The sequence below is a fragment of the Nocardia acidivorans NBRC 108247 genome, assembly GCF_001625085.1.
Lineage (GTDB): Bacteria > Actinomycetota > Actinomycetes > Mycobacteriales > Mycobacteriaceae > Nocardia > Nocardia acidivorans.
On the sequence record NZ_BDAW01000050.1, the window covers coordinates 15,137 to 36,490 of the forward strand.

Here is a 21,354-nt window from a genome sequence, read left to right on the forward strand (position 1 = left end):
CAGTGTGATCACTCCGCGTCGCCGCGGCATGTCCAATCGCGACACGCCCGGAACGCGAATTCGAGATACGGACAAATTGCCTGGTAATCGGGTTAGCTTGGCATTATGCCGAGTGAGTCGATCGCGTCTGTCGAGGTCCGCAAGAATGCCGAACTTGATCGCTTCGAACTGTATGTCGACGGCATGCTCGCGGGGGTCACCGCATATCAGGACACCGCCAATGAGCGCGCCTTCGTGCACACCGAGATCTATCCACAGCATGAGGGCCTGGGCTACGGCCGCAAACTCGTCCAGGGTGCGCTCGATCAGACCCGCGATGCCGGCTTCGGCATTCTGCCGATGTGCCCGATGGTGCACCATTTCGTCGAATCCCGGCCGGAATACCTGGCATTGGTGCCGATGTGGTCGCGGCAGCGACTGAATCTGCCGCAGTAATCCCTAGTAGGCCGCGACCGCGCCGTCCAGCGCGGTCTGCAATTCATCGCGCACCACCCGGGTGATCTCGGCGGGCTTACCGGGCAATCCGGGCACCGGAACACCGAAATAGAAGCTGGCCGATCGGGCCTGCTCCTTGGTCGGCTCCACCGTCGGGTCGGGGCGCGGGCCGTAGCTGAGTCCCAGACTCACCAGCACCGGATCCGCGCCGAGCTTCTTGGCGCGGAAGGCGATGTGCCCGATCCCCGTTCCCACCGTCTGCACCCGGGTGGGATCGACGTCATTGCAGGTGCCCTCGGGAAAGACCGCGACCCCGTCGCCGCGGGCCATCCGCTCGGCGCAGATATCGATCATGCGCTGGCCGGCGGCGTTCACCGCGCGCAGTCCATGGTCCTTACCGCGGAAAACCGGTATGCCGCCCATCATGTCGATGCGCGCGCGCAAGTCCGGTTCCAGGAAGAGTTCATCCTTGGCCAGCACCCGGGTCCGCCCGATCACCGGCCGCAGCGCACTGCGCCAGGCGGCCGCCGCCACCGTGTACGGATCCAACTGGGAGAGGTGATTGACCGCGATGAGCAGCGGCCGCCGCTGGGAGATCAACTCGCGCAGCCGCTCCCGAGCCCCCGGCGCGTACGAGATGCGCGGCCGGTAGCGCCGCCCCAGCAACCAGTACGCCGCCTTGGCCTGCAGTGGATTCTGCTGGTGATCACGATAGAAGTCGTACACCGCGTCACTGTTCTCGAGGACGACCTCAGGAGCTCCCATGCCGTCACCCTAGCCGGGTTCGATCGCGGTCCCCAGTGCGCCGTTTCGCCCGTATCCGCCGCAATTCGGCGGCGCAATCGCGCACGTCCGAAATTTGGCCACGCAATTACGGTGTGCCGGTGCGATGATGGCTTGGTGGCACGCGCAGAGGAACACGGTGACCGTTCTCGACGCGAATTCCGGCATGAGGACCAGGTGGTTCGACCTGGCACCCTGCTGGTGTCGGCGACGGATCTGATGGAGGAATCCTTCCGGCGCACCATTGTGTACATCATCGAACACAATGACGCGGGCAGTCTGGGCGTGGTGCTGAACCGCCCCAGCGATACCGCGGTGCACGATGTGCTGCCGAATTGGTCGGATTTGGCCGCCACCCCGCGCGCGCTCTTCCTCGGCGGCCCGGTGAAACGCGATGCCGCCCTGTGCCTGGCCACGGTGAAGGTGGGCACCGCGTTCGACGGGGTGCCCGGCCTGCGCCGGGTGGACGGCCGGGTGGCCCTGGTCGATCTGGATTCGGATCCGGACAGCATCGCCCCGCTCGTGGAGGGCGTGCGGGTCTTCGCCGGTTATGCCGGGTGGACCTTCGGACAGCTCGAGGGTGAATTGGATCGTGGTGACTGGATAGTGCTCTCGGCGCTTCCGAGCGACCCGCTGGCGGGTCGCGTCGATCTCTGGGCGCAGGTGCTGCGCCGCCAACCGCTGCCGTTATCGCTGCTGGCGACGCACCCTATCGAAGTGGAACGAAACTGATCTGAACCGTCGGCACGGTCTGTGTCGTGAAGGGTGCGGAGGTGACCGATGCCCGACGACCAGGCGGCGCTACTGCGCGTTCTCTACGAAGAGCACGCGGCCGCGTTGTGGCGGTACACGTTCGGCCTGGTGGGCGATCCCGGCCGGGCCGAGGACATCGTTCAGGAAACGCTGCTGCGGGCCTGGCAGCGACCGAATGTGCTGGATCAGTCCACCACCTCGGCGCGGGCCTGGCTCTTCACCGTGGCCCGTAACCTGGCGGTGGACGAGCATCGCAGCGCGCGCAGTCGGCGGGAGTTCCGCACGGACCATCCGCCGGAGGTGCCCACACCGGATCAGTCGGACCGCGCCCTGGACGGGTGGCTGGTCGCGGACGCCCTGGCGCGGTTGAGCATCGATCACCGTGATGTCATCGTCCGCGCCTACTACCGGGGCCTGTCCACCGCGCAGATCGCGGGGGAACTGGAGATTCCGGAGGGGACGGTGAAATCCCGTATGCACTACGGCATGCGGGCGTTGCGGTTGGTGCTGCAGGAGATGGGGGTGACGAGATGACGGAGGGCCACGACCTCTGCGACGGCTACACCACGTGGGACGGCGCGTACGTGCTCGGCGCTCTGGCCCGGGACGAACGCCGCGAATACGAGGAGCACCTGGCGGGCTGCGAACACTGTCGCGCCGCCACATCGAAGCTGGCCGGGTTGCCCGGACTGCTCGCACTGGTCGACACCGATACCGCGCTCTCCATTGCGGCACAGCAGGATCCGCCGACCGAGATCCCGCCGCCGCCGGACCGCATGCTGCCCGCCCTCGCCGCACAGGCGGCGAAACGGCAACGGCGGCATCGGTTTCTGTCCGTCGGCGGGGCGGTGGCGGCGGCCGCCGCGGCGGCCCTGATCGCGGTGCCGGTGACCGCCACCGTCATCGATCGAGACGGTCCGGCGATTCAGCAGGTGGTGGCGCAGGGGCCGTTGCAGGCGCAGGTGGACACCCCGATCGTGGCGACCTTCAAACTGCTCACGGTGAATGGTCAGACCCGGGTGGACATGTGGTGCAACTATCCCGAGTCCGGTGAGTACTACGCCTGGCAACTATCGCTGTGGGTGGTGCGCGAAGACGGGACGCAATCCAAACTCGCCGAGTGGACCGCGAAGCCGGGGCAGGTGTTCACCCCGGACGGCACCACCTCCGCCGCACCCGGTCAGGTGAAGAACGTGCAGATCCGCAATTCGGTCGGCAAGGTGCTGCTGGCCGCCGGGCTCTGAGCACCGACTCCGAACGCACGAGGACGGCGCACCCCGGTGGGGTACGCCGTCTTCGCTTCGCGCAGCGTCGATTTCAGCTGGTCTTCCGCTTGAAGGCCGAGGTGGACCAGACGTAGCCGAGCGCACCCAGCAGCACGCACCAGCCGACCGCGAGAATGCCGTTGTGCCCGATCTCGGTGCCCTGCAACAGTCCGCGCAGGGTTTCGGTGATGGGAGTGAAGGGCTGATATTCGGCGAACTGCTTCACACCGGCGGGCATGGTGTCGGTGGGCACCAGACCACTGCCGAAGAAGGGCAGCAGCAGAATCGGGGTGGGCAGATTGCTGGCGCTCTCCGGATTCTGCGCGATGACGCCGAAGCCCGCGCCGAGCCAGTTCAGTGCGAACAGGGTCAGGCCGATGAGCCCGAGGGCGGCCGCCCACTCCAGCACGTTCGCATGCGAGCGGAAGCCGATGGCCACGGCCACCAGGGTCATGACCACGGTGCCCAGCAGGCCCTGGATCACACTGCCCAGCACCGATCCGGTCAGGATCGAGGGCTGCGAAATGTGCATGGTGCGAAAGCGATTCACAATCCCCTTGGTCATATCGGTGGAAATGCCCACCGCGATGCCCGCGACCATGTACGCCGGAATGATCAGCATCATGCCCGGGGTGAGGTACTGGATGTACTTCTCGCCGCCGGTGGAATTCTTCAGCGCACCGCCGAAGATGTAGTTGAACATCAGCAGCATGACGATCGGCATCACCAGCATGCTGATGGTCAGGGCCGGATAGCGCTTGGCGTGCAACAGGTTCCGGCGCAGCATGGTCTTGGAATCGGTGAAAGTCATTGCCAGGGAACTCATCGCGCGTTCTCCTTATCGGTGGAGTGGCCGCCGGTCAGGGCGAGGAAGACGTCATCCAGGTCGGGGGTGTGCACGGACAGCCCGGCGGGTTCGATGCGCGCGGCGTCGAGGCGGTCGAGCACCTCGCGCATGGAGCGCACCCCGCCGTCGCTCGGAATGGCGAGGGTGAGATCGCCGTTGATCTGCGCGGCATTGCCGAAAGCCCTTGCGGCCAGGTCGAGTTCGGCGCGCTCGTTGAAGTCGAGCTTGACGTATCCGCCCGGCACCATTCGCTTGAGCTGATCGGCGGTGCCCTCGGCGACCAAGCGGCCCTGGTACAGCACCGCGATGCGGTCGGCCAGTTGATCGGCCTCGTCCAGGTACTGGGTGGTGAGGAAGATGGTGACCCCGCCCGCGACCAGTTCGCGAATGATGTCCCACATGGCGCGGCGGCTGCGCGGATCCAGGCCCACGGTGGGCTCGTCCAGGAAGATGATCCGCGGGTCGCCGACCAGCGTCATGGCCAGATCCAGGCGGCGGGTCATACCGCCGGAGTAACTGGAGGCGACCTTGTCCGCGGCCTCGACCAGATCGAACTTCTCCAGCAGATCCGCTGCGAGACGGCGGCTTTCACCGCGCGGCAGCCGATGCAGGTCACCCATGAGCATGAGGTTCTCGCGGCCGGTGAGCAGTTCGTCCACCGCGGAGAACTGTCCGGTCACCCCGATGCTCGAGCGCACCTGCTCCGGCTGGGTGGCGAGATCGTAACCGCCGACGGTGATTTCGCCGCCGTCCGACTTGATCAGGGTGGACAGGATCTGCACGGTGGTGGTCTTGCCCGCGCCGTTCGGGCCGAGCAGGGAGAAGATGCTGCCCTGCGGGACGGTGAAGTCGATGCGGTCGAGCACGATGTGCTCCCCGAAGGATTTGCACAGGCCCCGGACCTGTATCGCGGTCGGGCCGTGGTTGGGGTTCATGGGTGTCCCTCTCAACAATAGGTATGCATGAATGCATGCGTCAGCTGGGCCGTGTCCGCCGAGGCTTGCGGACAAAGCGGGTTATTCAGTTGTGTGACAGTGCTTTCGGATCAGTGTTCGGTCAGATGTCGAGCTCTTCGATGCTCGAGTGGTCGGCGGCGTCGAGTACGCGGGCGTAGAGCCGATCCGGGATCTTGCCCTTCATGTCCTCGATCTTCTCGAAGACCTCGAAGTCGTAATCGCCCCAATCCTGTTCGCCCAGACCGAGGAAGCGGCGCCACTGCTTCCAGTCCTTGAGCGGATTGGTATCGGCCGGAAATTCACTCCAGTTGGAGAAGTGGCTGTGCACCGCGAACGCGCCTTTGCGAGTGCGATACACCCGAATGTCTTCGACGCGATGGTCGCCGACCTGGTGCCAGTGGCTGAGCAGGGCGCCGGAGAATCGGATCTGCCGGGTGCCTTCCTTGCCCACTTTGAGGACCACCTCTTCGTAGCCCTCGATGCGTCCCTCCTCGAGCTCGATGAAGCGGCGCAGCGCCGTCACGATCGCGCCCGACAGATTTCCCCCGACCAGCTCTTGCGCTCGCTGAAACAGCTTGAGGTCCTCATCGGATACGTAGATCGTCTTGTTCGGCATGAGCCAACTATACGTAGACGTATACATACATTGCAAGGGGCGGTTCGAACTCACCGGAATTACCGGGATTGAACCGGCTATAGCCGACATACGTATCTCGGGTGACGGACTCGGGACTGCGGTGCCGGGCACCGAAAGGAGCCGCCCCCATGCACAACGGAACACGGGTCGTGGATCACCTGGTCAGAGCGGTTTCCGGGGTCGGTGTGCGACACATCTTCGGGGTGGATGGCGCGAATATCGAGGATCTCTACGACGCGGCCTTCGAGCATCGGCACGCCCTCACCGCCGTGGTCGCCAAACACGAGTTCGCCGCGGCCACCATGGCCGACGGGTACGCGCGCTCCACCTCCGGATTCGGGGTGGTGTGCGCGACGTCGGGCGGCGGCGCCGTGAATCTGGTGGCCGGACTGGCCGAATCCTTCGCCTCTCGGGTCCCGGTGCTGGCGTTGATCGGACAGCCACCCACCGTCTTGGAGGGCAAGGGCGCCTTCCAGGACACGAGCGGGCAGGCCGGGGCCTTCGACGCCGTTCGGCTGTTCCGGCCGATCACGCACTACTGTGCGCGCGTCGGCGCCGCCGCCGACCTGCCCGTTCACCTCACCCGGGCGTTCAGCGCACTGCACCACGGCGGACCCGCGGTCCTGCTGCTGCCCAAGGATATTCAGCAGTCCGAGCTGATCGCGCCGCCCTTCAGCCCGCCCGCACCGCTGTACCGCCGCGATACCGAGAGCCTGCGCCGAGTGCTGCACACGCTGCGCGCCGCACGCGCCCTGGGCAAGGTGGTGATCATCGCCGGGGACCAGGTCGCCCGCGACGATGCCCGTGACGAATTGGCGCGATTGGCCGCGGCCCTGGAGGCCGCGGTCGGTGTCGCACCCGATGCCAAGGACGTCTACCACCACGACGATCCCGGGTACTGCGGTATCGCGGGCAGTATGGGTCACCCGGAACTCATCGACGCCCTGCAACAGGCCACGCTGTGCCTGCTGGTCGGCACCCGGATGCCGGTCACCGCGCGCGCGGGATTGGAGGGGCCGCTGCAGGAGGTACCGCTGGCCAGTATCGGAGCGCAGATCCCGTTCCTCACCTCGATCCACGCGCACAGCACCGATCTCGCGCTCACCCTCGCCGAATTGATCGGCGAATTCACCTCCGCCACACCGATTCACCTGCACAACTCGCGCGACGAACCGGTGCGCGCCGAACCGGTGCGGACCGAAAGCCCGCTCACCGCACTGGCGGTCCCGGAATCCGAGGGTCCGGGCTTGCGGTATCGGGAGGTGGTCGAGACCATCAACAAGGCGCTGCCCGAGGGGTCCGACGTATTCGCCGATGCGGGAAATACCGGTGCGGCGGCGGTGCATCATCTGCGACTGCCGCGCGACGGCCGTTTCACCGTCGCCCTGGGGATGGGCGGGATGGGCTATGCCTTCGGAGCCGGGATCGGTTCGGCTTTCGCCCGACACCAGCGCGCGGACGGGAGTATGCGGCGCACCTTCGTCATCGCGGGTGACGGCGCTTTCTTCATGCACGGCATGGAGATTCACACCGCCATCGAACACGGCCTGCCGATCACCTTCATCGTCTTCAACAACAACGCACATGCCATGTGCATAACTCGTGAACAGCTGTTTTACGGGGATCGCTACAGCTTCAACAGATTTCGACCGGCGTATCCGGGCGCCGGTCTCGCGGCCATGTTCCCGGATCTGTGCACACACGCACCCATCACCCGAGCCGAGTTCGCCGAATCCCTTCGGCACTGCCTCGGCAGTCCCGGGCCGTCGTTCATCGCCGTCGACTGCGATCCCGACGAAATCCCGCCCTTCACGCCGTTTTTGACGGCACCGAGGAGGTAATTGTGACCACCAGCGCCCTGCCCGCACTCAGCGACATCCCCGAGGGGGTGGTGCCCGGACTCCTGCGTATCGAGAACTCGGACCGCGAGGCCACCACCCCCGTCATCCTCGAGATGCTCCGCTCGGTGTATCCACACGATCAGATCTTCGGCGACTACTGCCCGGTGCAGGGGTATATCGACTGCCCGCCCCGGGAGCTGTACGAATACCTCGCGGACACACGGTCTTTGGAGGAGTGGACGTACAGTTTGCGCGGTTTCACCGAGACCGGCAAGCCGGACCTCTGGGAGTCGTACGACCGGCTGGGCCCCAATACCAAGATCTACACCCGCACCGTCGCCAATCCCGATGCCATGACCGTGGACTACCACTGCGCCTGGGATCAGGGCGATCACCTGTGGATGATCTACCTGATGCGGGTCGTCGACGCCCAGCTGGTGTTCGACAAGCCCGGATCGGTGGTGCTGTGGACCAACTGTCATCACCCGTTCTACGACCGAAACCCCTATCCGGACACCGCACCCGAGGGCCGCAAGGTGTGGGTGGGCGACTTCTGGGAGATGTTCTCCGCGGGACATCAGCTGGAGCTGGGCAATCTCAAGGCGATTGCCGAGTACCGCGCCGCGAACGGGCTGCCCATCACCCCCGACTGGATGAAATAGGTAGGCGCGCCATGGATTTCACGGACCCTCGGCTCACACCCCCGCCCCCGGTCAGCCTGGTCGATGTGGCCAGTTATCTGCCGGGCGAGCCGGTCGGGACCGAGTACTTCACGCAGTTCTCGCGCTCGGAGCGGATGGCCAAGAACGTCATGTTCCGCGCGCCCAAGACCCGGCACCATCGCGGCCGGGACGAAACCGTGGTCGATATGGCGGAGCGGGCCGTCGCACCGCTGGTGGATCGCCATGGCACACAGCTGCTTCCCCATGTCGACATCCTGCTCACGCACACCCAGCTGCCGGACAATCCGGTGCTCGGCGCGGGCGGGGAACTGGCGCGGCGACTGAATATGAACCCGCGCTACGTCTTCGACGTGCACAACGGCGGTTGCGCCGCCTTCGTGCACATGATGTGGCTGGCGCGCACCATCATGCAGACCACCGACGCGCGCACCGCGCTGATCGTGGCCACCCAGAACTGCGCCGGTCCGGTATTCACCCAGACCGAGATCCGCAAACTCGCCCAGGCGCCGGTACCCGGTGACGGCTGCGGGGTCGGATTGCTCGTCAAGGACGGCAGCGCACCGATTCTCGATATCGAATGCCGTACCTACCCCGAATTCGCCGGGGATATGGAGTTCACCACCGGATCCGAGCGCAAGTACTGGGAGCCGGGCGAGGGCCAGGGCTGCGTGAGCTTCACCGAATCCAAGGTGGCCAAGGTGTTCGCGCGCGGGAACCGCCTCGTTCCGGAGGTGGCGCACGAGGTGTGCAAGCGCATCGGGGTCAAGAGCCAGGACATCGACACCCTGGTCACCAATCAGCCTAATCGATTGTTCCTGCGCAATTGGCATGACGCGCTGGAACTGCCCGCGGAACGCCATCCGGATACCTTCGACCAGTGCGGGAACCTCTTCGCCGCGGGCATTCCCGTCACCCTCGACACCGAGAATCAGGCGGGTCGGCTGCGCAATGGCTCGGTGGTGCTCATGTCGGCCTTCGCGCACGCGGGAGATTTCGCGGGCGCGGCGGCGGTGCGCTGGGGAGCGGCGCGATGAGTGCTCCGCTGGAGACGTACCGCTTCGAAACGGTGCGTTTCGATCTGAGCCTGAGCGAGAACCCGTTCACGCCACTGCCTTCGGTGTTGCGGGCCATCGATGACGCTCTGGTGCAGGCGAATCGGTATCCGGAGTTCCTGCCGCGGCAACTGCCCTTGCTGATCGCGGAGCACCTCGGCGTGGACGTCGAACAGGTGGTGGTGGGTTCGGGAGCGACCGGGGTGGCCATGCAGATCATGCAGACCCTGCCCGCGCCGGGATCCCGATTCGTCTTCGCCACACCGACTTTCGACGGATATCCGATTATGAGCGATATGGTCGGGCTGCGCGCGCAGCCGGTGCCGCTGGACGGCAACGGCCGCCAGGATCTGTGGGCCATGGCGCGGGTGGTGAACGAGCGCACCGGGCTGGTGGCGGTATGCCGCCCGCACAATCCGACCGGGACGGTGGTCGCCGCCAGTGAGCTGAAGGCGTTCCTGTGCGCGATCGCGGCGACGGTGCCGGTGATTCTGGATGAGGCGTATATCGAATTCCTCGGTGCGGCCGATGGCCTGGACGCCGTGGAGTTGGTGCGGCGGCACCCGAATGTGCTGGTGCTGCGCACCTTCTCGAAGGCGTACGGGCTCGCCGGACTGCGCATCGGCTACGCGTTCGGTGCGCCGGAACTCATGCGGCGGGTGCGGAGGCTGCAATTGCCGTTCGGGGTGCAGGCCACCGCGGTGGCCGCGGTGCGCGCCTCGTACGCGGCCGAGGCCGAACTCGGCGAGCGCATCCTGCGCATCACCACCGAACGGGACATGTTGCGTACCGCACTGCGCCGCAGTGGGATTCGGGTGCCGCGCAGTAGCGCGAACTTCCTCTACCTGCCCGGACCCGAGGTGGCCCCGGCACTGGCGCGCGCCGGTATCGTGGCCAAACGCTATCCGGACGGCGGCGCCCGCATCGCCGTCGGCGATCCGATCGCCGGGCGGGCGGTGCTGCACGCGCTCGCCGCCCGCCCCGCCGGCGGCGCGCGACCGCTGCGCCGCGAGGACAGCCGGGTGCTCTCGCTCACGGTGCGGTCCGAGCCCAGCGCTGTGCGAGCGCCGCGCAGGTGATCAGCTGCACCTGGTGGAAGATCATGAGCGGCAGCACGATCAGTCCGATCGGGTGACCGGCGAACAGCACCGTCGCCATCGGCAGACCCGTGGCCAGCGACTTCTTCGAACCGCAGAACACCACCACGATCCGGTCGCCGCGATCGAAGTGCCGGGCCCGGCCCAGCGCCGAGGTCGCGGCGAGCACGATCGCCAGCAGGGCGCAGAGCACCAGCGCCAGCACCGCGATCCGCCACGGGGACAGGGAATGCCAGATGCCCTCCACCATGCCCGCGCTGAAAGCGCTGTACACCACCAGCAGGATGGAACCGCGGTCCACGAGTTTCGTCGGCTCGGCATAGCGGGCCAGCCAACCCTTGACCTTCGGGCGGATCAGCTGGCCGATGAAGAACGGGACCAGCAACTGGAACACGATGTCCAGGACCGAGGACAGATCCACCTTGGCCTGGCCGGTGGTGTTCATCAACGCGATCACCAGTGCGGGAGTCAGGAAGACGCCCAGCAGATTCGACAGTGTGGCGCTGACGATCGCACCCGGCACATTGCCCTTGGCGATCGAGGTGAAAGCGATCGAGGACTGCACGGTGGACGGCACCAGGCACAGGAACAGCAGACCGGTGTAGAGGTCCTCGGTCAGGATATGCGGCACCAGCACCCGGGCGGCGAGACCGAGGATCGGGAAGAGGACGAAGGTGCAGGCGAGCACGGTGGCGTGCAGTCGCCAATGCTTGAGACCGGTGACGGCCTCGTGGGTGGACAGGCGCGCGCCGTACAGCAGGAACAGCAATGCGATGGCAATCTTCGTCAGCCAGCCCACCACCTCGGCGGCCTCGCCCCGCGCCGGGAAGATGCCGGCCAGGGCTACCACGGCGAGAATCGACAGAATGAACCCGTCGATATAGAACTTGCTGAGAAATCGCACCGAACCAGGCTAATCGCCCGGTTTTTCCGTTATTAACATCCCACCCGTGGGACGGCGATACTGATGGTGATCGACCGTCCAGACGCACGGGGGTGGAATCGCCATGGTCGCTGGGACCGCACTGGCCGCGAGCCCGATCGCCGCCGACACCTGGGGTATCTCCGGTCCGCAGTTCCTCGGCGGGTACGTCCTGCTGGGGCTGGCGGCCGCGGTGTACGGGTTCACCCAGCGCGCCAGGATCATTCGCACCGATCACTCCCGGGCACATCTGGCCACCGCGCTGTCACCGGTCGAGACGGCCATGCTCTTCGACGATCGGCGGCCGGTACTGGCCGGACTCGCCCAATTGCGCGGGCATCAGCTCATCGACTCCGCCGGTACGCCCACCCGCTCGCCCAGCGGGACCGAACAGCAGACCCTGGATCAGGTGTCGCGCAGCATGCACCGGTACATGGTGGGCACCGACGCGCGTCACCGGCATGTCATCCACCTGGCGCGGGCCAGCCGTGAATCGGTGGCGGCGCTGCGCGATTCGCTCACCGATCGCGGCTATCTGATCGGCGCTGAACAGCGTAGGGCGCTGTGGCTCGCGGCCCTGCCGCTCTGGGCGCTACTGGTCTTCGGCATCGTGCGCGTATTCGCCGGTATCGCCAACCGGCACCCCGTCGGCTATCTGGTGCTCGCCCTCATCGTGGTACTCATCTGCGCGTTCCTGATTCAGCGCGCCCCGCGCCTGACCCGCCGCGGGCGACTGGCCAAACAGGAATCCGTGCAGCGCAACGGACACCTGCGCCCCACCAATGCCCCGGCCTACGCCGCCTACGGTCCGGACAGCGCCGCCATGGCCACCGCACTGTTCGGCGCCATGGTGCTCTGGAACCTGGATCCCGGATTGGCCGGCGCCACCGGCACTCTCGGCGCGGGTGGGGTCAGCGGCTCCGGCGGCAGTTGCTCCAGCTCCGGTTCGAACTGCTCCAGCGGAGACAGCGGCGGCGGCAGCAGCAGTAGTTGCGGCGGCGGGAGCAGCTGCGGCGGCGGAGGTTGCGGCGGATGAGCGGCCCCCGCCCCGGCACCGGACAACCGGCGGATCGGCCGCGACGTTCCGCATCGAGCGGGCCGCTTCCGCACGGAGCCATCGGAGTCGGGTGGCGACGCGAGATCTGCGGCATGATCGCGGCGCTGGACGGGATCGGATTCTGTGAGGTCATCGCGGAATCGCTGGTGCCGCAGCATGGTTCGCGGTACGGCGGCGCGGCCGGTGCATTGCGTGCATTCGCTGCGCCGCACCGGGGGCGCGCGGCCGCGCGAAAGAGTGGGCGGCACACCGATATCGCGGTCCCGGAGGAGCTGGAGCTGCTCATGGCCGGTGGTATCGCGGCGGTGCCACACGGCATCTCGCTGTCGCTGGGCGGGGCGGAGGCGGTGGATCCCGCGCGGGTCACGCACCTGGCCGAGTGCGCACGGGCGCTGGGATCACCGGTGGTGAGCGAGCACATCGCGTTCGTGCGCGCGGACGGGGTGGAGGCCGGACATCTGCTACCGGTGCCGCGCACCCGCGAGGCACTGGACGCCTTGGCGCGCAATATCTCCCGCACTCGGGCCGAACTGGAGGTGCCGCTGGCGGTGGAGAATATCGCCGCGCTCTTCGAGTGGCCGGACGCGGAGTTCAGCGAGGCCGAATTCCTCCAGGAGCTGGTGGAGCGCACCGGGGTATACCTGCTGATCGATATCGCCAACCTGTATGCCAACGCGCGCAACAGATCTCGCGATCCGCTCACCGAATTGCTGCGACTGCCGACCGAACGACTCGCCTACTGCCATGTCGCGGGCGGACACGAGGTCGGCGGCCGCTACCACGACACCCATTCGCACCCGGTACCCGCCGAGGTGCTGGCGCTGGTCACCGAATTCACCGCGGACCGGCCGGTGCCGCTCATGCTGGAGCGCGACGGAAACTATCCCCCCGCAACAGAACTCGCCGCCGAACTGAATTCCCTCGCCACCGCCTCCGGCCGCCCGCCCGTCACACTGCGCCCCGCGCTCTCGGCGGGAATGAGCGGCCCGTGAACGAACCCCTCGCGAACGGGACGGAGCAGCGAGATTCCCTTCAGAACCTGTCCGGAACACTCGCGGAACAGCAGGCGGCCCTGGTGCGCGCCTTGGTCGCGGGCGCACCCGCACCCGCGGGATTCGACGCCGCCGATATCTCCGCCACCGCGCACGCACTGCTGCACAAGCGCGCCGACGAGGTGGCCCGGCGGTTTCCGCTGCTCGCACACGCCTGCGGTGGTGACTTCCCCGCGAAATTCATGCAATGGGCGAGCACCCGCCCCAAGTCCTCGACGGCCGCCGACGCCGCGGCCTTCGCGGCGGCGCTCGGACTTCCCCCTCCCGGGCACGCCTCACGAAACCCATTGCACCGCTGGCGAAAACGCTGACACGTCGACTGGACCGCACGACCACCCAGCCTCACCCGCCACCTCGGCACGCCCCACCCGTCATCCCGGCGCGCTTTCGGCCGGGATCCACACCCCGCACCGCAACGGTTCCCCGCGAGCTCCGGCCGGGACCTATTGCGCCACAAGCGCTGACATTGTCCGGCCGTACTTCCAGGCGCCCTCGTGAGCGACAGATGCATGGGTGCTAATGTCCGTACCTGTTTGCCGGATTGTCCTGTCCATCTCGGAAAGGAAGTTCCATGTCTCAGGTTCATACCGCTCACACCGGTCATGATCATGTCCACGGTCCCAGTTGCGGCCATGTAGCTGTTCCACATGGGGATCATGTGGACTATGTGCACGACGGGCATCTGCATCGGGCGCACGACGATCATTTCGACGAGTGCGAGCCCGCCGGGCACATCACCCACGACGGTCACGAGCATGAACACGGACCGGATTGCGGCCATGTGGCGGTACCGCACGGCGATCATGTCGATTACGTCCACGACGGCCACCGGCACGCGGCGCACGCCGGGCACTACGACGACCACTGATCGCGCTCGGGCGGCCACGCGCCGCCCGGCACCGCGATCATTCGATCATGGCCTTCCTCGCACGCAGCTTCCGGGAGAATCCGGTCCCGGCATCGGGCACCCGCAGCCGCGAATTCATTCGATTCCGCTGTGCCGGTAGAGAATTCATTCTCCGGCAGACCATCCTCGAACCCGGTGGGCAGAGCGGCTGGCACTATCACGACGGGACGCTGTTCGTCCTGGTCACCGGCGGGCCGCTGAATCATCCGGCCACCGATTGCGTACCGGTCACCAAACGCCCGTGGCGGATCTTCCGGGAACCGAGTGGGCGCGCGCACGCTCACCTGGCCCGCAATCTCGGCGACCGGCCGGTGCGGCTCACCGTCGTCTATGTGAACCCGGCGGGCAGCCCGCTGTCCCGGAGCATCGCGCCCCCGGAGCGCTGAGGCATGCTGGCTACATGATCGAGGTAGTCACCGTGAGCACGGAGCAGGAGCTGGCCGACGCGTACGACATCAGGATGAAGGTGTTCGTCGCGGAGCAGGGCGTACCGCAGGAGTTGGAGCTCGACGAGCTGGACGCGGTCGCCGATCACTTCCTCGCCCGGCTCGACGGGCAACCCATGGGCGCGGGCCGACTGCTGGTGCGCGAGAACACCGGTGTGCTCGGCCGCCTGGCCGTCTTACCGGAATCGCGGGGCACCGGTATGGGCGTGGCGCTGGTCCGGGCCATCGAGGAGCGTGCGCGTGCGCGTGGTCTCGGTGCGATCGAACTGCATTCGCAGACCCACGCGCAGGGCTTCTACGAGCGGCTCGGATATGAGGCGTACGGCGAGATCGGCGATGACGCGGGGATCCCGCACATCTGGATGCGCAAGAGCCTGCGCTAGGACACCGGCTCGCGAATCAGTTCGCGGCGGGCGCGCAGGTATCGCGCAGCGAGCACGAACCGCAGGCGCTGCCGCAGCCGCCGACCGCTTCCGCGGGTGCCGCGGCCTCGAGGGCCTTCTCGGCGGCGAGCGCGCCCGAACCGAGGGTGAAGAACGCGATGGCCGCGGCCGCCAGCGGAATCAGAATTCCGGCGATACCGCCGCCGACGAGCGCGACCGCGCCACCGGCGGCGAGCAGCAGCGCGGCCACGATGGTGGTCGGCGCGGCCACGCGATTGGCCAGCTTGAAGTTCTCCTCGGATTTCACCGCGGCCTCGGAGTGCACCCCGAAATAGCGGTTACCGGGCAGCGTGCCGGTCAGTCCGAGCACTCCGGTGACCACGGCGACAGCCGACAGAACAAACAGAATCATCGCGACAACCAACACCCCTGCAGGCTACAGCGCGCTCGGGTCAGCTCCGGCTCCGGTCCGAAGTCCCGCGGGGTGTCCCGCGACTCCCCGATCGGCCCCGGCGTGCCGGTGCGCGAGGTCGTCACCCCTTTTGGGTTCGGCGGTGCGCACGCTTTACCCTGGTGAGCGACCTTATCGGGGATCGGCTAGGAATAAGAAGGCAGGACCGTGCAGGACACTCGTGCAACCGACACACCCACCGCGGCGGCGGGTGGGGCCAGCGATGTGCCCGCACACCGTTACAACGCAGAACTGGCCGGCCGGGTCGAGCAGAAGTGGCAGCGGGCGTGGCAGGAGCGCGGCACCTTCTACGCGCCCAATCCGGTCGGCCCGCTGCGGGGCGAGACCCCCGCGGACAAACTGTTCGTACAGGACATGTTCCCGTACCCCTCCGGCGCGGGTCTGCACGTCGGACATCCGCTGGGCTATATCGCCACCGATGTGTTCGCCCGCTACCACCGCATGCGCGGCCGGAATGTGCTGCACGCCCTGGGTTATGACGCCTTCGGCCTGCCCGCCGAGCAGTACGCGGTGCAGACCGGTGCGCATCCGCGGGTGACCACCGAATCCAATATCGCGAATATGCAGCGTCAGCTGGATCGACTGGGCCTGGGCCACGATCGCCGCCGCTCCTTCGCGACCACCGATCCCGAGTACTACAAATGGACGCAGTGGATCTTCCTGCGCATTTACAACGCCTGGTATGACGAAGTGCTGGGCCGGGCTCGCCCGATCGCCGAACTGATCGCACAGTTCGAGAACGGACAACGGACGATCCCCGGCGAGGACCGCGCCTGGGCCGAGCTGTCGCAGACCGAGCGCAATACCGTCATCGACTCGTATCGCCTGGTGTACCAGACCGATTCGATGGTCAACTGGTGCCCCGGTCTGGGCACCGTACTGTCCAATGAAGAGGTCACCGCGGACGGCCGCAGTGAGCGCGGCAACTTCCCGGTATTCCGCAAGCGCCTGTGGCAGTGGATGATGCGCATCACCGCCTACTCCGATCGCCTGGTCGACGACCTGGACGAGCTGGACTGGCCGGACAATGTGAAGTCCATGCAGCGCAACTGGATCGGGCGCTCGCGCGGCGCGCAGGTCAAGTTCGACGCGGGCTCGGACACCATCGAGGTCTTCACCACCCGCCCGGACACGCTGTTCGGCGCCACCTACGTGGTGCTGGCCCCCGAGCATGATCTGGTCGACCGGCTGACCGAGGCGTCCTGGCCGTCCGGCACCGATGCCCGCTGGACCGGCGGCGGGTCCGACACCCCGGCGGAAGCCGTTGCGGCATACCGCAAGTCGATCGCGGCGAAATCGGATCTGGAGCGGCAGGAGAGCAAGGAGAAGACCGGCGTCTTCCTGGGCTCGTACGCCACCAATCCGGTGAACGGCGCGCGCGTGCCGATCTTCATCGCCGACTATGTGCTGAGCGGTTACGGCACCGGCGCGATCATGGCCGTCCCCGGTCACGATCCGCGCGACTGGGAGTTCGCCACCGCCTTCGGCCTGCCCATTGTGGAGGTCGTCGCGGGCGGCGACATCTCCGAGGCCGCCTACTCCGGTGAGGGCACCCTGGTGAACTCCGGCTACCTGGACGGTCTGGAGATCGACGCCGCCAAGGCGCGGGTGATCTCCGAACTGGAGGCGAACGGCCACGGTCAGGGCACCATTCAGTACAAGCTGCGCGATTGGCTGTTCGCCCGCCAGCGCTACTGGGGCGAGCCCTTCCCCATCGTCTACGACGAGGACGGCACGCCGCACGCCCTGCCGGAATCCATGCTGCCGGTGCGGCTGCCGGAGATCGAGGACTTCGCCCCGGTCACCTTCGATCCGGACGATGCCGACTCCGAACCGTCCCCGCCGCTGGCCAAGGCCACCGACTGGGTGCACGTCACGCTGGATCTGGGCGACGGTCCCAAGCGGTACCGCCGCGATACCAATGTCATGCCCAACTGGGCGGGCAGCTCCTGGTATCAGCTGCGCTACGCGGACCCGACGAACTCGGATGCGTTCTGCGCCAAGGAGAACGAGCAGTACTGGCTGGGCCCGCGCACGGCCGAACACGGTCCGAAGGATCCGGGCGGCGTCGATCTGTACATCGGCGGTGTGGAGCACGCCGTGCTGCACCTGCTGTACTCGCGCTTCTGGCAGAAGGTGCTGTTCGATCTGGGCGATGTGTCCTCCAGCGAGCCGTACCGTCGCCTGTTCAACCAGGGCTATATCCAGGGTTTCGCTTACAAGGATGAGCGTGGCGCGTACGTGCCCGCCGCCGAGATCGTGGAGCGGGACGGAAAGTTCTTCTGGACCAACACCTCCGGCACCGAGATCGAGGTGTTCCAGGAGTACGGCAAGATCGGCAAATCGCTGAAGAACGCCGTCTCCCCGGATGAGATGTACGAGGCCTACGGCGCGGATACCTTCCGCTTCTACGAGATGTCCATGGGTCCGCTGGACGCCTCGCGCCCCTGGTCCACCAAGGATGTCGTCGGCGCGCAGCGCTTCCTGCAGCGCGTCTGGCGACTGGTGGTGGACGAGGAGACCGGCGCGATTCGCGTCACCGACGCCGAACCCTCGGGCGAGGCACTGCGCCTGGTGCACAAGACGATTGCCGGGGTGGATGACGACTACGCCAACCTGCGGGACAATACCGCCGGCGCGAAGCTGATCGAGCTGACCAACTACCTGACCAAGAACTTCGGCGACGGCGCACCGCGCGCCCTGGTCGAACCCCTGGTGCTGATGCTGGCCCCGATGTCCCCGCATATCGCCGAGGAGCTGTGGGAACGCCTGGGCCACACCGCATCCCTGGCCCACGGTCCGTTTCCGATCGCCGATCCCGCACTGCTGGTGGAGGATTCGGTCGAGTACCCGATCCAGGTCAACGGCAAGGTCCGCAGTCGCGTCAGCGTCGCGGCCGATGCCGATCAGGCCGCGGTGCGGACCGCTGCCCTGGCGGATGAGAAGATCGCGGAACTGCTGGGCGGCAAGGAACCTCGCAAGATTATCGTGGTCCCCGGTCGCCTGGTGAACATCGTCGCCTGAGACCCACCTCCGTCGTCCCGGCGCGCTCTTGGCCGGGATGACAGGGCGGTCAGGTGAGCACCAGGACGTCGTTCAGTGTCACGGTCGCGAGATTGCGCTCGCGGATAATGTCGTTGAGCTGATCGAAGACATGGGTGACGGTGGGCCGGTTGGCGTGCCCGATCACGATGGACTGCGCGCGAAACCACTGCCGGGCGGCGGTGAGGATGATGTCCTCGTTGATCACCGTCATGGTGTCGTTGAGATTGCCGTACCACATGGTCGGCACGGCATACCCGGAGTCGGCCGCCACCCGATCGACCAGACCGTTGTGATGCCCGAACGGCGGGCGGTAGAACGGGGTGCCGTCGGTACCGAAGGTGTTCCACAGGAACGCTTTCGCGCGGTCGATCTGATCCGCGATCGCGCCCGCCGAGAGCCGGGTCAGATCCGGATGGTCCCAGGTGTGATTGCCCAGCTGGATCTGGCCCGAATCGACCAGCGGGCGCAGCGCGTCGCGATGCACCATCCAGGAGTTGTAGTACGCGGTCACGAAGAAGGTCATGCGAATACCGCTGCGACGCGCGAATTCGATGAAAGCGCCGACGGTTTCGACGCTCGCGCCGTCATCGATGGTGAGCGCCATATTGTTTCCGTCGCCGGGTAGCGCGCTGATGGTCCCCGGTCCGATGGCCACGCGCGGCGCGATCGGCGGAAGTGTCGTTCCGGGAAGCAGATTCGGCGGTATCAGACCGCCCGATGAGCCATTGTCGAAGGGGAAATCGGCACGCGCCTCGCCCGCGCCGAGCAGGGTGGCAGCGGTGCCCGCCGCCAGCAGCGTGAGCAGCCGTCTTCTGTCCATCGTCGAACCTCTTCACTAGCACCCGCCCGCCGGAAAGACGACCGGAAAATCCACTCCCCCTGGGGATTACGGAATCACGCGGTCATCGCGGCGGGGCGAGCACGTCGTTCAGCGTGACCATGGCGAGATTGCGCTCCCGAATCACATCCACCAGCTGGTCGTAGCAGTGCGTGACGGCCGGATGATTGGCGTGGCCGATCACAATGGTCTGCGGGTTGAAATACTTTCGCGCGCATTCCATCAGGTAGTCCTCGGTGATCACCCCGGAGTCCGAGAGCGAGCCGTACCACATGGTGGGCACGGTGTAGCCGAGATCGGCGGCCACCTTGTCGACGGTGCCGTTGTGGCGGCCGAACGGCGGCCGATAGAACGGGGTGCCGTCGACGCCGAAGGTATTGCGCAGGAACGTCTTCGCCTGATCCAGCTGCGCGGACACCGCGCTCGCCGAGAGCGTGGTCAGATCCGGATGATTCCAGGTGTGATTGCCCAGCTGGATCTGCCCGGAATCCACCAGCGGGCGCAGCGCGTCGCGATGGATACTCCACGAGTCGTAGTAGGCGGTGACGAAGAAGGTGAAGCGCGCACCGGTGCGCCTGGCGAATTCGATGTACGCGCCGACCACTTCGGCGCTGGCGCCGTCATCGACGGTGAGCGCCAGCGAATTGCCGCTACCCGGCAATCCGGTGATGGTGCCCGCGCCGATCGGCGTCTTGGGTCCGCCGGGCGGGGCCGGGAGCAGGCGCGGGGAGGTTCCGGGCTGCCCGTTCCCGCCCGCGGATCCGGAGTCCAGGGGATCGCTGTGCGCCTGGGTGCAGCCCGTGAGGGCGACCGCCGTGCCCGCCGCGAGCAGGGTCAGCAGCCGTCGTCTGTCCATCGTGTTCGATCGCTCCGAATTTCGGTTCCGCATGCGGAATCACCTCAGCCCCGCGCGAGTTTCGGGCGGTTCATCCGGTTATATCCACCCGCGATGAACTGGACACCAATTCCGCGCGAAACGATCCGAATTCAAGAGAAACGTTAAGGCTGCTCTCAGCGTGGGATCGGCCGCAATACGATCTCGGTGGGATGGGCGTCACGCGGGGTCTCGATGGCATTGCGCACCGTCCACGCCACCGTCTCCGGGGTGAGGAATTCACTCGGCCGGTATTCGCGCTGCTCCCCCGCGACCAGTTCGCGCTGCATATCGGTATCGATGCGGCCCGGATGGATGGAGGTCACGCGCAGATCGGGCTCCTCGAGCCGCAATGCGTCACCGAAGGCGCGCAGTGCGAATTTGCTCGCCGCGTACACGCCCCAGCCGGGATTGGCGCGCAACCCCGCACCGGAATTGATCAGCACCACGTGCCCGTGCGCCGCGCGCAGGGCGGGCAGCAGCACCCGGGTCAGCTCCGATACCGCTATCAGGTTGGCTTCCAACGTATTCCGCCACTGCGCAACGGACGAATCGGCTATTGTTCCCAGGTCGGCGACCCCGGCATTGTGCACCAGGACATCGAGCCGCTCGATCGACTCGGCCGCGGCGGCCACGGCCTCGTAGTCGGTCAGCTGCACCGGCCACCCCGTGGCATCCGGCAATTCCCGCAGTATCGGTTCCAGGGCTTCCGGCGTGCGCGCACCCAGCAGCAACCGGTGCGTGGGCGCGAGCGCGCGGGCGATGGCGGCGCCGAGGCCCCGGCTCGCTCCGGTGATCAACGCGGTAGGACGGTCACTGCCGGACTGCGCGGAATTCGCCATGCGATCACCGTAACCGGGTGCGCGGCACCGACGATGCGTTGGCTAGGCACAGAGGGCTCAAACACACGCGCGTTCGAAAATGTGAAAAGGCGTACACAGTGCAATTCGACGAACCGGCGTCCTCGGCAGGCACAGCGTCCTACGAGGAGGTGGACATAACGCCCATA

General features: G+C 66.7%; 24 protein-coding genes. 15 read left to right on the plus strand and 9 right to left on the minus strand.

Features of this window, described 5'->3' with window-relative positions:
* Positions 1-105: 105 nt before the first annotated feature.
* Entirely contained in the window at positions 106-435 is a 330-nt protein-coding gene (locus tag NA10_RS24690) for a GNAT family N-acetyltransferase (RefSeq protein WP_067571972.1), read from the plus strand.
* Positions 436-438: 3 nt separating this feature from the next.
* Here the strand turns inward: NA10_RS24690 and NA10_RS24695 are convergent, their stop codons facing one another.
* Positions 439-1,200 carry a lysophospholipid acyltransferase family protein gene (locus NA10_RS24695; RefSeq protein WP_067571974.1) on the minus strand — a complete coding sequence of 254 codons (762 nt, stop codon included), beginning with the start codon at positions 1,198-1,200 and terminating at the stop codon, positions 439-441.
* Positions 1,201-1,335: 135 nt separating this feature from the next.
* Here NA10_RS24695 and NA10_RS24700 point away from each other — a divergent pair, with 135 nt between their 5' ends.
* The 3 genes from NA10_RS24700 to NA10_RS24710 are packed head-to-tail and all read left to right on the plus strand — an operon-like array spanning position 1,336 to position 3,215.
* Positions 1,336-1,950 (plus strand): YqgE/AlgH family protein, encoded by a 615-nt coding sequence (locus NA10_RS24700; protein ID WP_067572042.1) that lies wholly within the window; start codon positions 1,336-1,338, stop codon positions 1,948-1,950.
* A 48-nt stretch (positions 1,951-1,998) separates the two neighbouring features.
* The gene (locus tag NA10_RS24705; RefSeq protein WP_067571976.1) at positions 1,999-2,505 is read left to right on the plus strand and encodes a sigma-70 family RNA polymerase sigma factor; all 507 of its coding nucleotides are present in this window, start codon (positions 1,999-2,001) and stop codon (positions 2,503-2,505) included.
* The gene (locus NA10_RS24710; protein WP_067571977.1) at positions 2,502-3,215 is read left to right on the plus strand and encodes a zf-HC2 domain-containing protein; all 714 of its coding nucleotides are present in this window, start codon (positions 2,502-2,504) and stop codon (positions 3,213-3,215) included. Before NA10_RS24705 ends, NA10_RS24710 begins: the two co-directional genes overlap by 4 nt.
* Positions 3,216-3,288: 73 nt before the next feature.
* Here NA10_RS24710 and NA10_RS24715 read toward each other — a convergent pair whose 3' ends face one another.
* The 3 genes from NA10_RS24715 to NA10_RS24725 all read right to left on the minus strand — a co-directional run bounded on the left by NA10_RS24715 (position 3,289) and on the right by NA10_RS24725 (position 5,655).
* Entirely contained in the window at positions 3,289-4,062 is a 774-nt protein-coding gene (locus NA10_RS24715; RefSeq protein WP_067571979.1) for an ABC transporter permease, read from the minus strand.
* A complete protein-coding gene (locus tag NA10_RS24720; protein ID WP_067571981.1) occupies positions 4,059-5,018 on the minus strand; it encodes an ATP-binding cassette domain-containing protein in 960 nt (319 codons plus the stop codon). The genes NA10_RS24715 and NA10_RS24720 overlap by 4 nt, the downstream gene beginning before the upstream one ends.
* Positions 5,019-5,139: 121 nt before the next feature.
* Complete coding sequence (locus NA10_RS24725; protein WP_067571983.1) at positions 5,140-5,655, minus strand: EXLDI protein; 516 nt, start codon at positions 5,653-5,655, stop codon at positions 5,140-5,142.
* Positions 5,656-5,804: 149 nt separating this feature from the next.
* On the opposite strand from NA10_RS24725, the gene NA10_RS24730 reads away from it, so the two are divergent.
* Genes NA10_RS24730 through NA10_RS24745 form a run of 4 tightly spaced genes read left to right on the plus strand, consistent with a single transcriptional unit; the run spans position 5,805 to position 10,331 of the window.
* Positions 5,805-7,517, plus strand: a complete 1,713-nt coding sequence (locus NA10_RS24730) for a thiamine pyrophosphate-binding protein (protein ID WP_067571985.1) — start codon at positions 5,805-5,807, stop codon at positions 7,515-7,517.
* Between the two features lie 2 nt (positions 7,518-7,519).
* The gene (locus NA10_RS24735; protein WP_067571987.1) at positions 7,520-8,179 is read left to right on the plus strand and encodes a DUF8713 domain-containing protein; all 660 of its coding nucleotides are present in this window, start codon (positions 7,520-7,522) and stop codon (positions 8,177-8,179) included.
* Between the two features lie 11 nt (positions 8,180-8,190).
* Positions 8,191-9,234: a 3-oxoacyl-ACP synthase III family protein gene (locus NA10_RS24740; RefSeq protein ID WP_067571990.1), complete on the plus strand. Its 1,044-nt coding sequence runs from the start codon at positions 8,191-8,193 to the stop codon at positions 9,232-9,234.
* Positions 9,231-10,331, plus strand: a complete 1,101-nt coding sequence (locus NA10_RS24745; RefSeq protein ID WP_067571993.1) for an aminotransferase class I/II-fold pyridoxal phosphate-dependent enzyme — start codon at positions 9,231-9,233, stop codon at positions 10,329-10,331. The genes NA10_RS24740 and NA10_RS24745 overlap by 4 nt, the downstream gene beginning before the upstream one ends.
* Here the strand turns inward: NA10_RS24745 and NA10_RS24750 are convergent.
* Complete coding sequence (locus tag NA10_RS24750; protein WP_067571994.1) at positions 10,285-11,253, minus strand: bile acid:sodium symporter family protein; 969 nt, start codon at positions 11,251-11,253, stop codon at positions 10,285-10,287. The two genes, NA10_RS24745 and NA10_RS24750, sit on opposite strands and share 47 nt — an antisense overlap.
* Before the next feature lie 103 nt (positions 11,254-11,356).
* Here NA10_RS24750 and NA10_RS24755 point away from each other — a divergent pair, with 103 nt between their 5' ends.
* The 6 genes from NA10_RS24755 to NA10_RS24780 all read left to right on the plus strand — a co-directional run bounded on the left by NA10_RS24755 (position 11,357) and on the right by NA10_RS24780 (position 15,116).
* Entirely contained in the window at positions 11,357-12,307 is a 951-nt protein-coding gene (locus tag NA10_RS24755) for a TIGR04222 domain-containing membrane protein (RefSeq protein ID WP_067571996.1), read from the plus strand.
* Between the two features lie 113 nt (positions 12,308-12,420).
* The gene (locus NA10_RS24760; RefSeq protein ID WP_084515210.1) at positions 12,421-13,320 is read left to right on the plus strand and encodes an MbnB/TglH/ChrH family RiPP precursor modification enzyme; all 900 of its coding nucleotides are present in this window, start codon (positions 12,421-12,423) and stop codon (positions 13,318-13,320) included.
* Positions 13,317-13,691 carry an SCO6045 C-terminal-like domain-containing protein gene (locus NA10_RS24765; protein WP_157556719.1) on the plus strand — a complete coding sequence of 125 codons (375 nt, stop codon included), beginning with the start codon at positions 13,317-13,319 and terminating at the stop codon, positions 13,689-13,691. The genes NA10_RS24760 and NA10_RS24765 overlap by 4 nt, the downstream gene beginning before the upstream one ends.
* Positions 13,692-13,951: 260 nt before the next feature.
* The gene (locus NA10_RS24770) at positions 13,952-14,248 is read left to right on the plus strand and encodes a hypothetical protein (protein WP_067572000.1); all 297 of its coding nucleotides are present in this window, start codon (positions 13,952-13,954) and stop codon (positions 14,246-14,248) included.
* Between the two features lie 47 nt (positions 14,249-14,295).
* Entirely contained in the window at positions 14,296-14,673 is a 378-nt protein-coding gene (locus NA10_RS24775; RefSeq protein WP_067572002.1) for a cupin domain-containing protein, read from the plus strand.
* A 14-nt stretch (positions 14,674-14,687) separates the two neighbouring features.
* Complete coding sequence (locus tag NA10_RS24780; protein ID WP_067572004.1) at positions 14,688-15,116, plus strand: GNAT family N-acetyltransferase; 429 nt, start codon at positions 14,688-14,690, stop codon at positions 15,114-15,116.
* A 16-nt stretch (positions 15,117-15,132) separates the two neighbouring features.
* On the opposite strand, the gene NA10_RS24785 is transcribed toward NA10_RS24780, so the two are convergent.
* Positions 15,133-15,528 carry an SdpI family protein gene (locus tag NA10_RS24785; protein WP_245677834.1) on the minus strand — a complete coding sequence of 132 codons (396 nt, stop codon included), beginning with the start codon at positions 15,526-15,528 and terminating at the stop codon, positions 15,133-15,135.
* Between the two features lie 207 nt (positions 15,529-15,735).
* Between NA10_RS24785 and leuS the strand changes: the two genes are divergently transcribed.
* The gene (leuS, locus tag NA10_RS24790) at positions 15,736-18,612 is read left to right on the plus strand and encodes a leucine--tRNA ligase (protein ID WP_067572008.1); all 2,877 of its coding nucleotides are present in this window, start codon (positions 15,736-15,738) and stop codon (positions 18,610-18,612) included.
* A gap of 49 nt (positions 18,613-18,661) precedes the next feature.
* On the opposite strand, the gene NA10_RS24795 is transcribed toward leuS, so the two are convergent.
* The 3 genes from NA10_RS24795 to NA10_RS24805 form a co-directional block, all read right to left on the minus strand.
* A complete protein-coding gene (locus NA10_RS24795; protein WP_067572009.1) occupies positions 18,662-19,453 on the minus strand; it encodes a polysaccharide deacetylase family protein in 792 nt (263 codons plus the stop codon).
* 82 nt (positions 19,454-19,535) lie between these two features.
* Positions 19,536-20,327 (minus strand): polysaccharide deacetylase family protein, encoded by a 792-nt coding sequence (locus NA10_RS24800; RefSeq protein ID WP_067572011.1) that lies wholly within the window; start codon positions 20,325-20,327, stop codon positions 19,536-19,538.
* A 155-nt stretch (positions 20,328-20,482) separates the two neighbouring features.
* A complete protein-coding gene (locus tag NA10_RS24805; protein WP_067572018.1) occupies positions 20,483-21,187 on the minus strand; it encodes an SDR family oxidoreductase in 705 nt (234 codons plus the stop codon).
* Between the last annotated feature and the right edge of the window lie 167 nt (positions 21,188-21,354).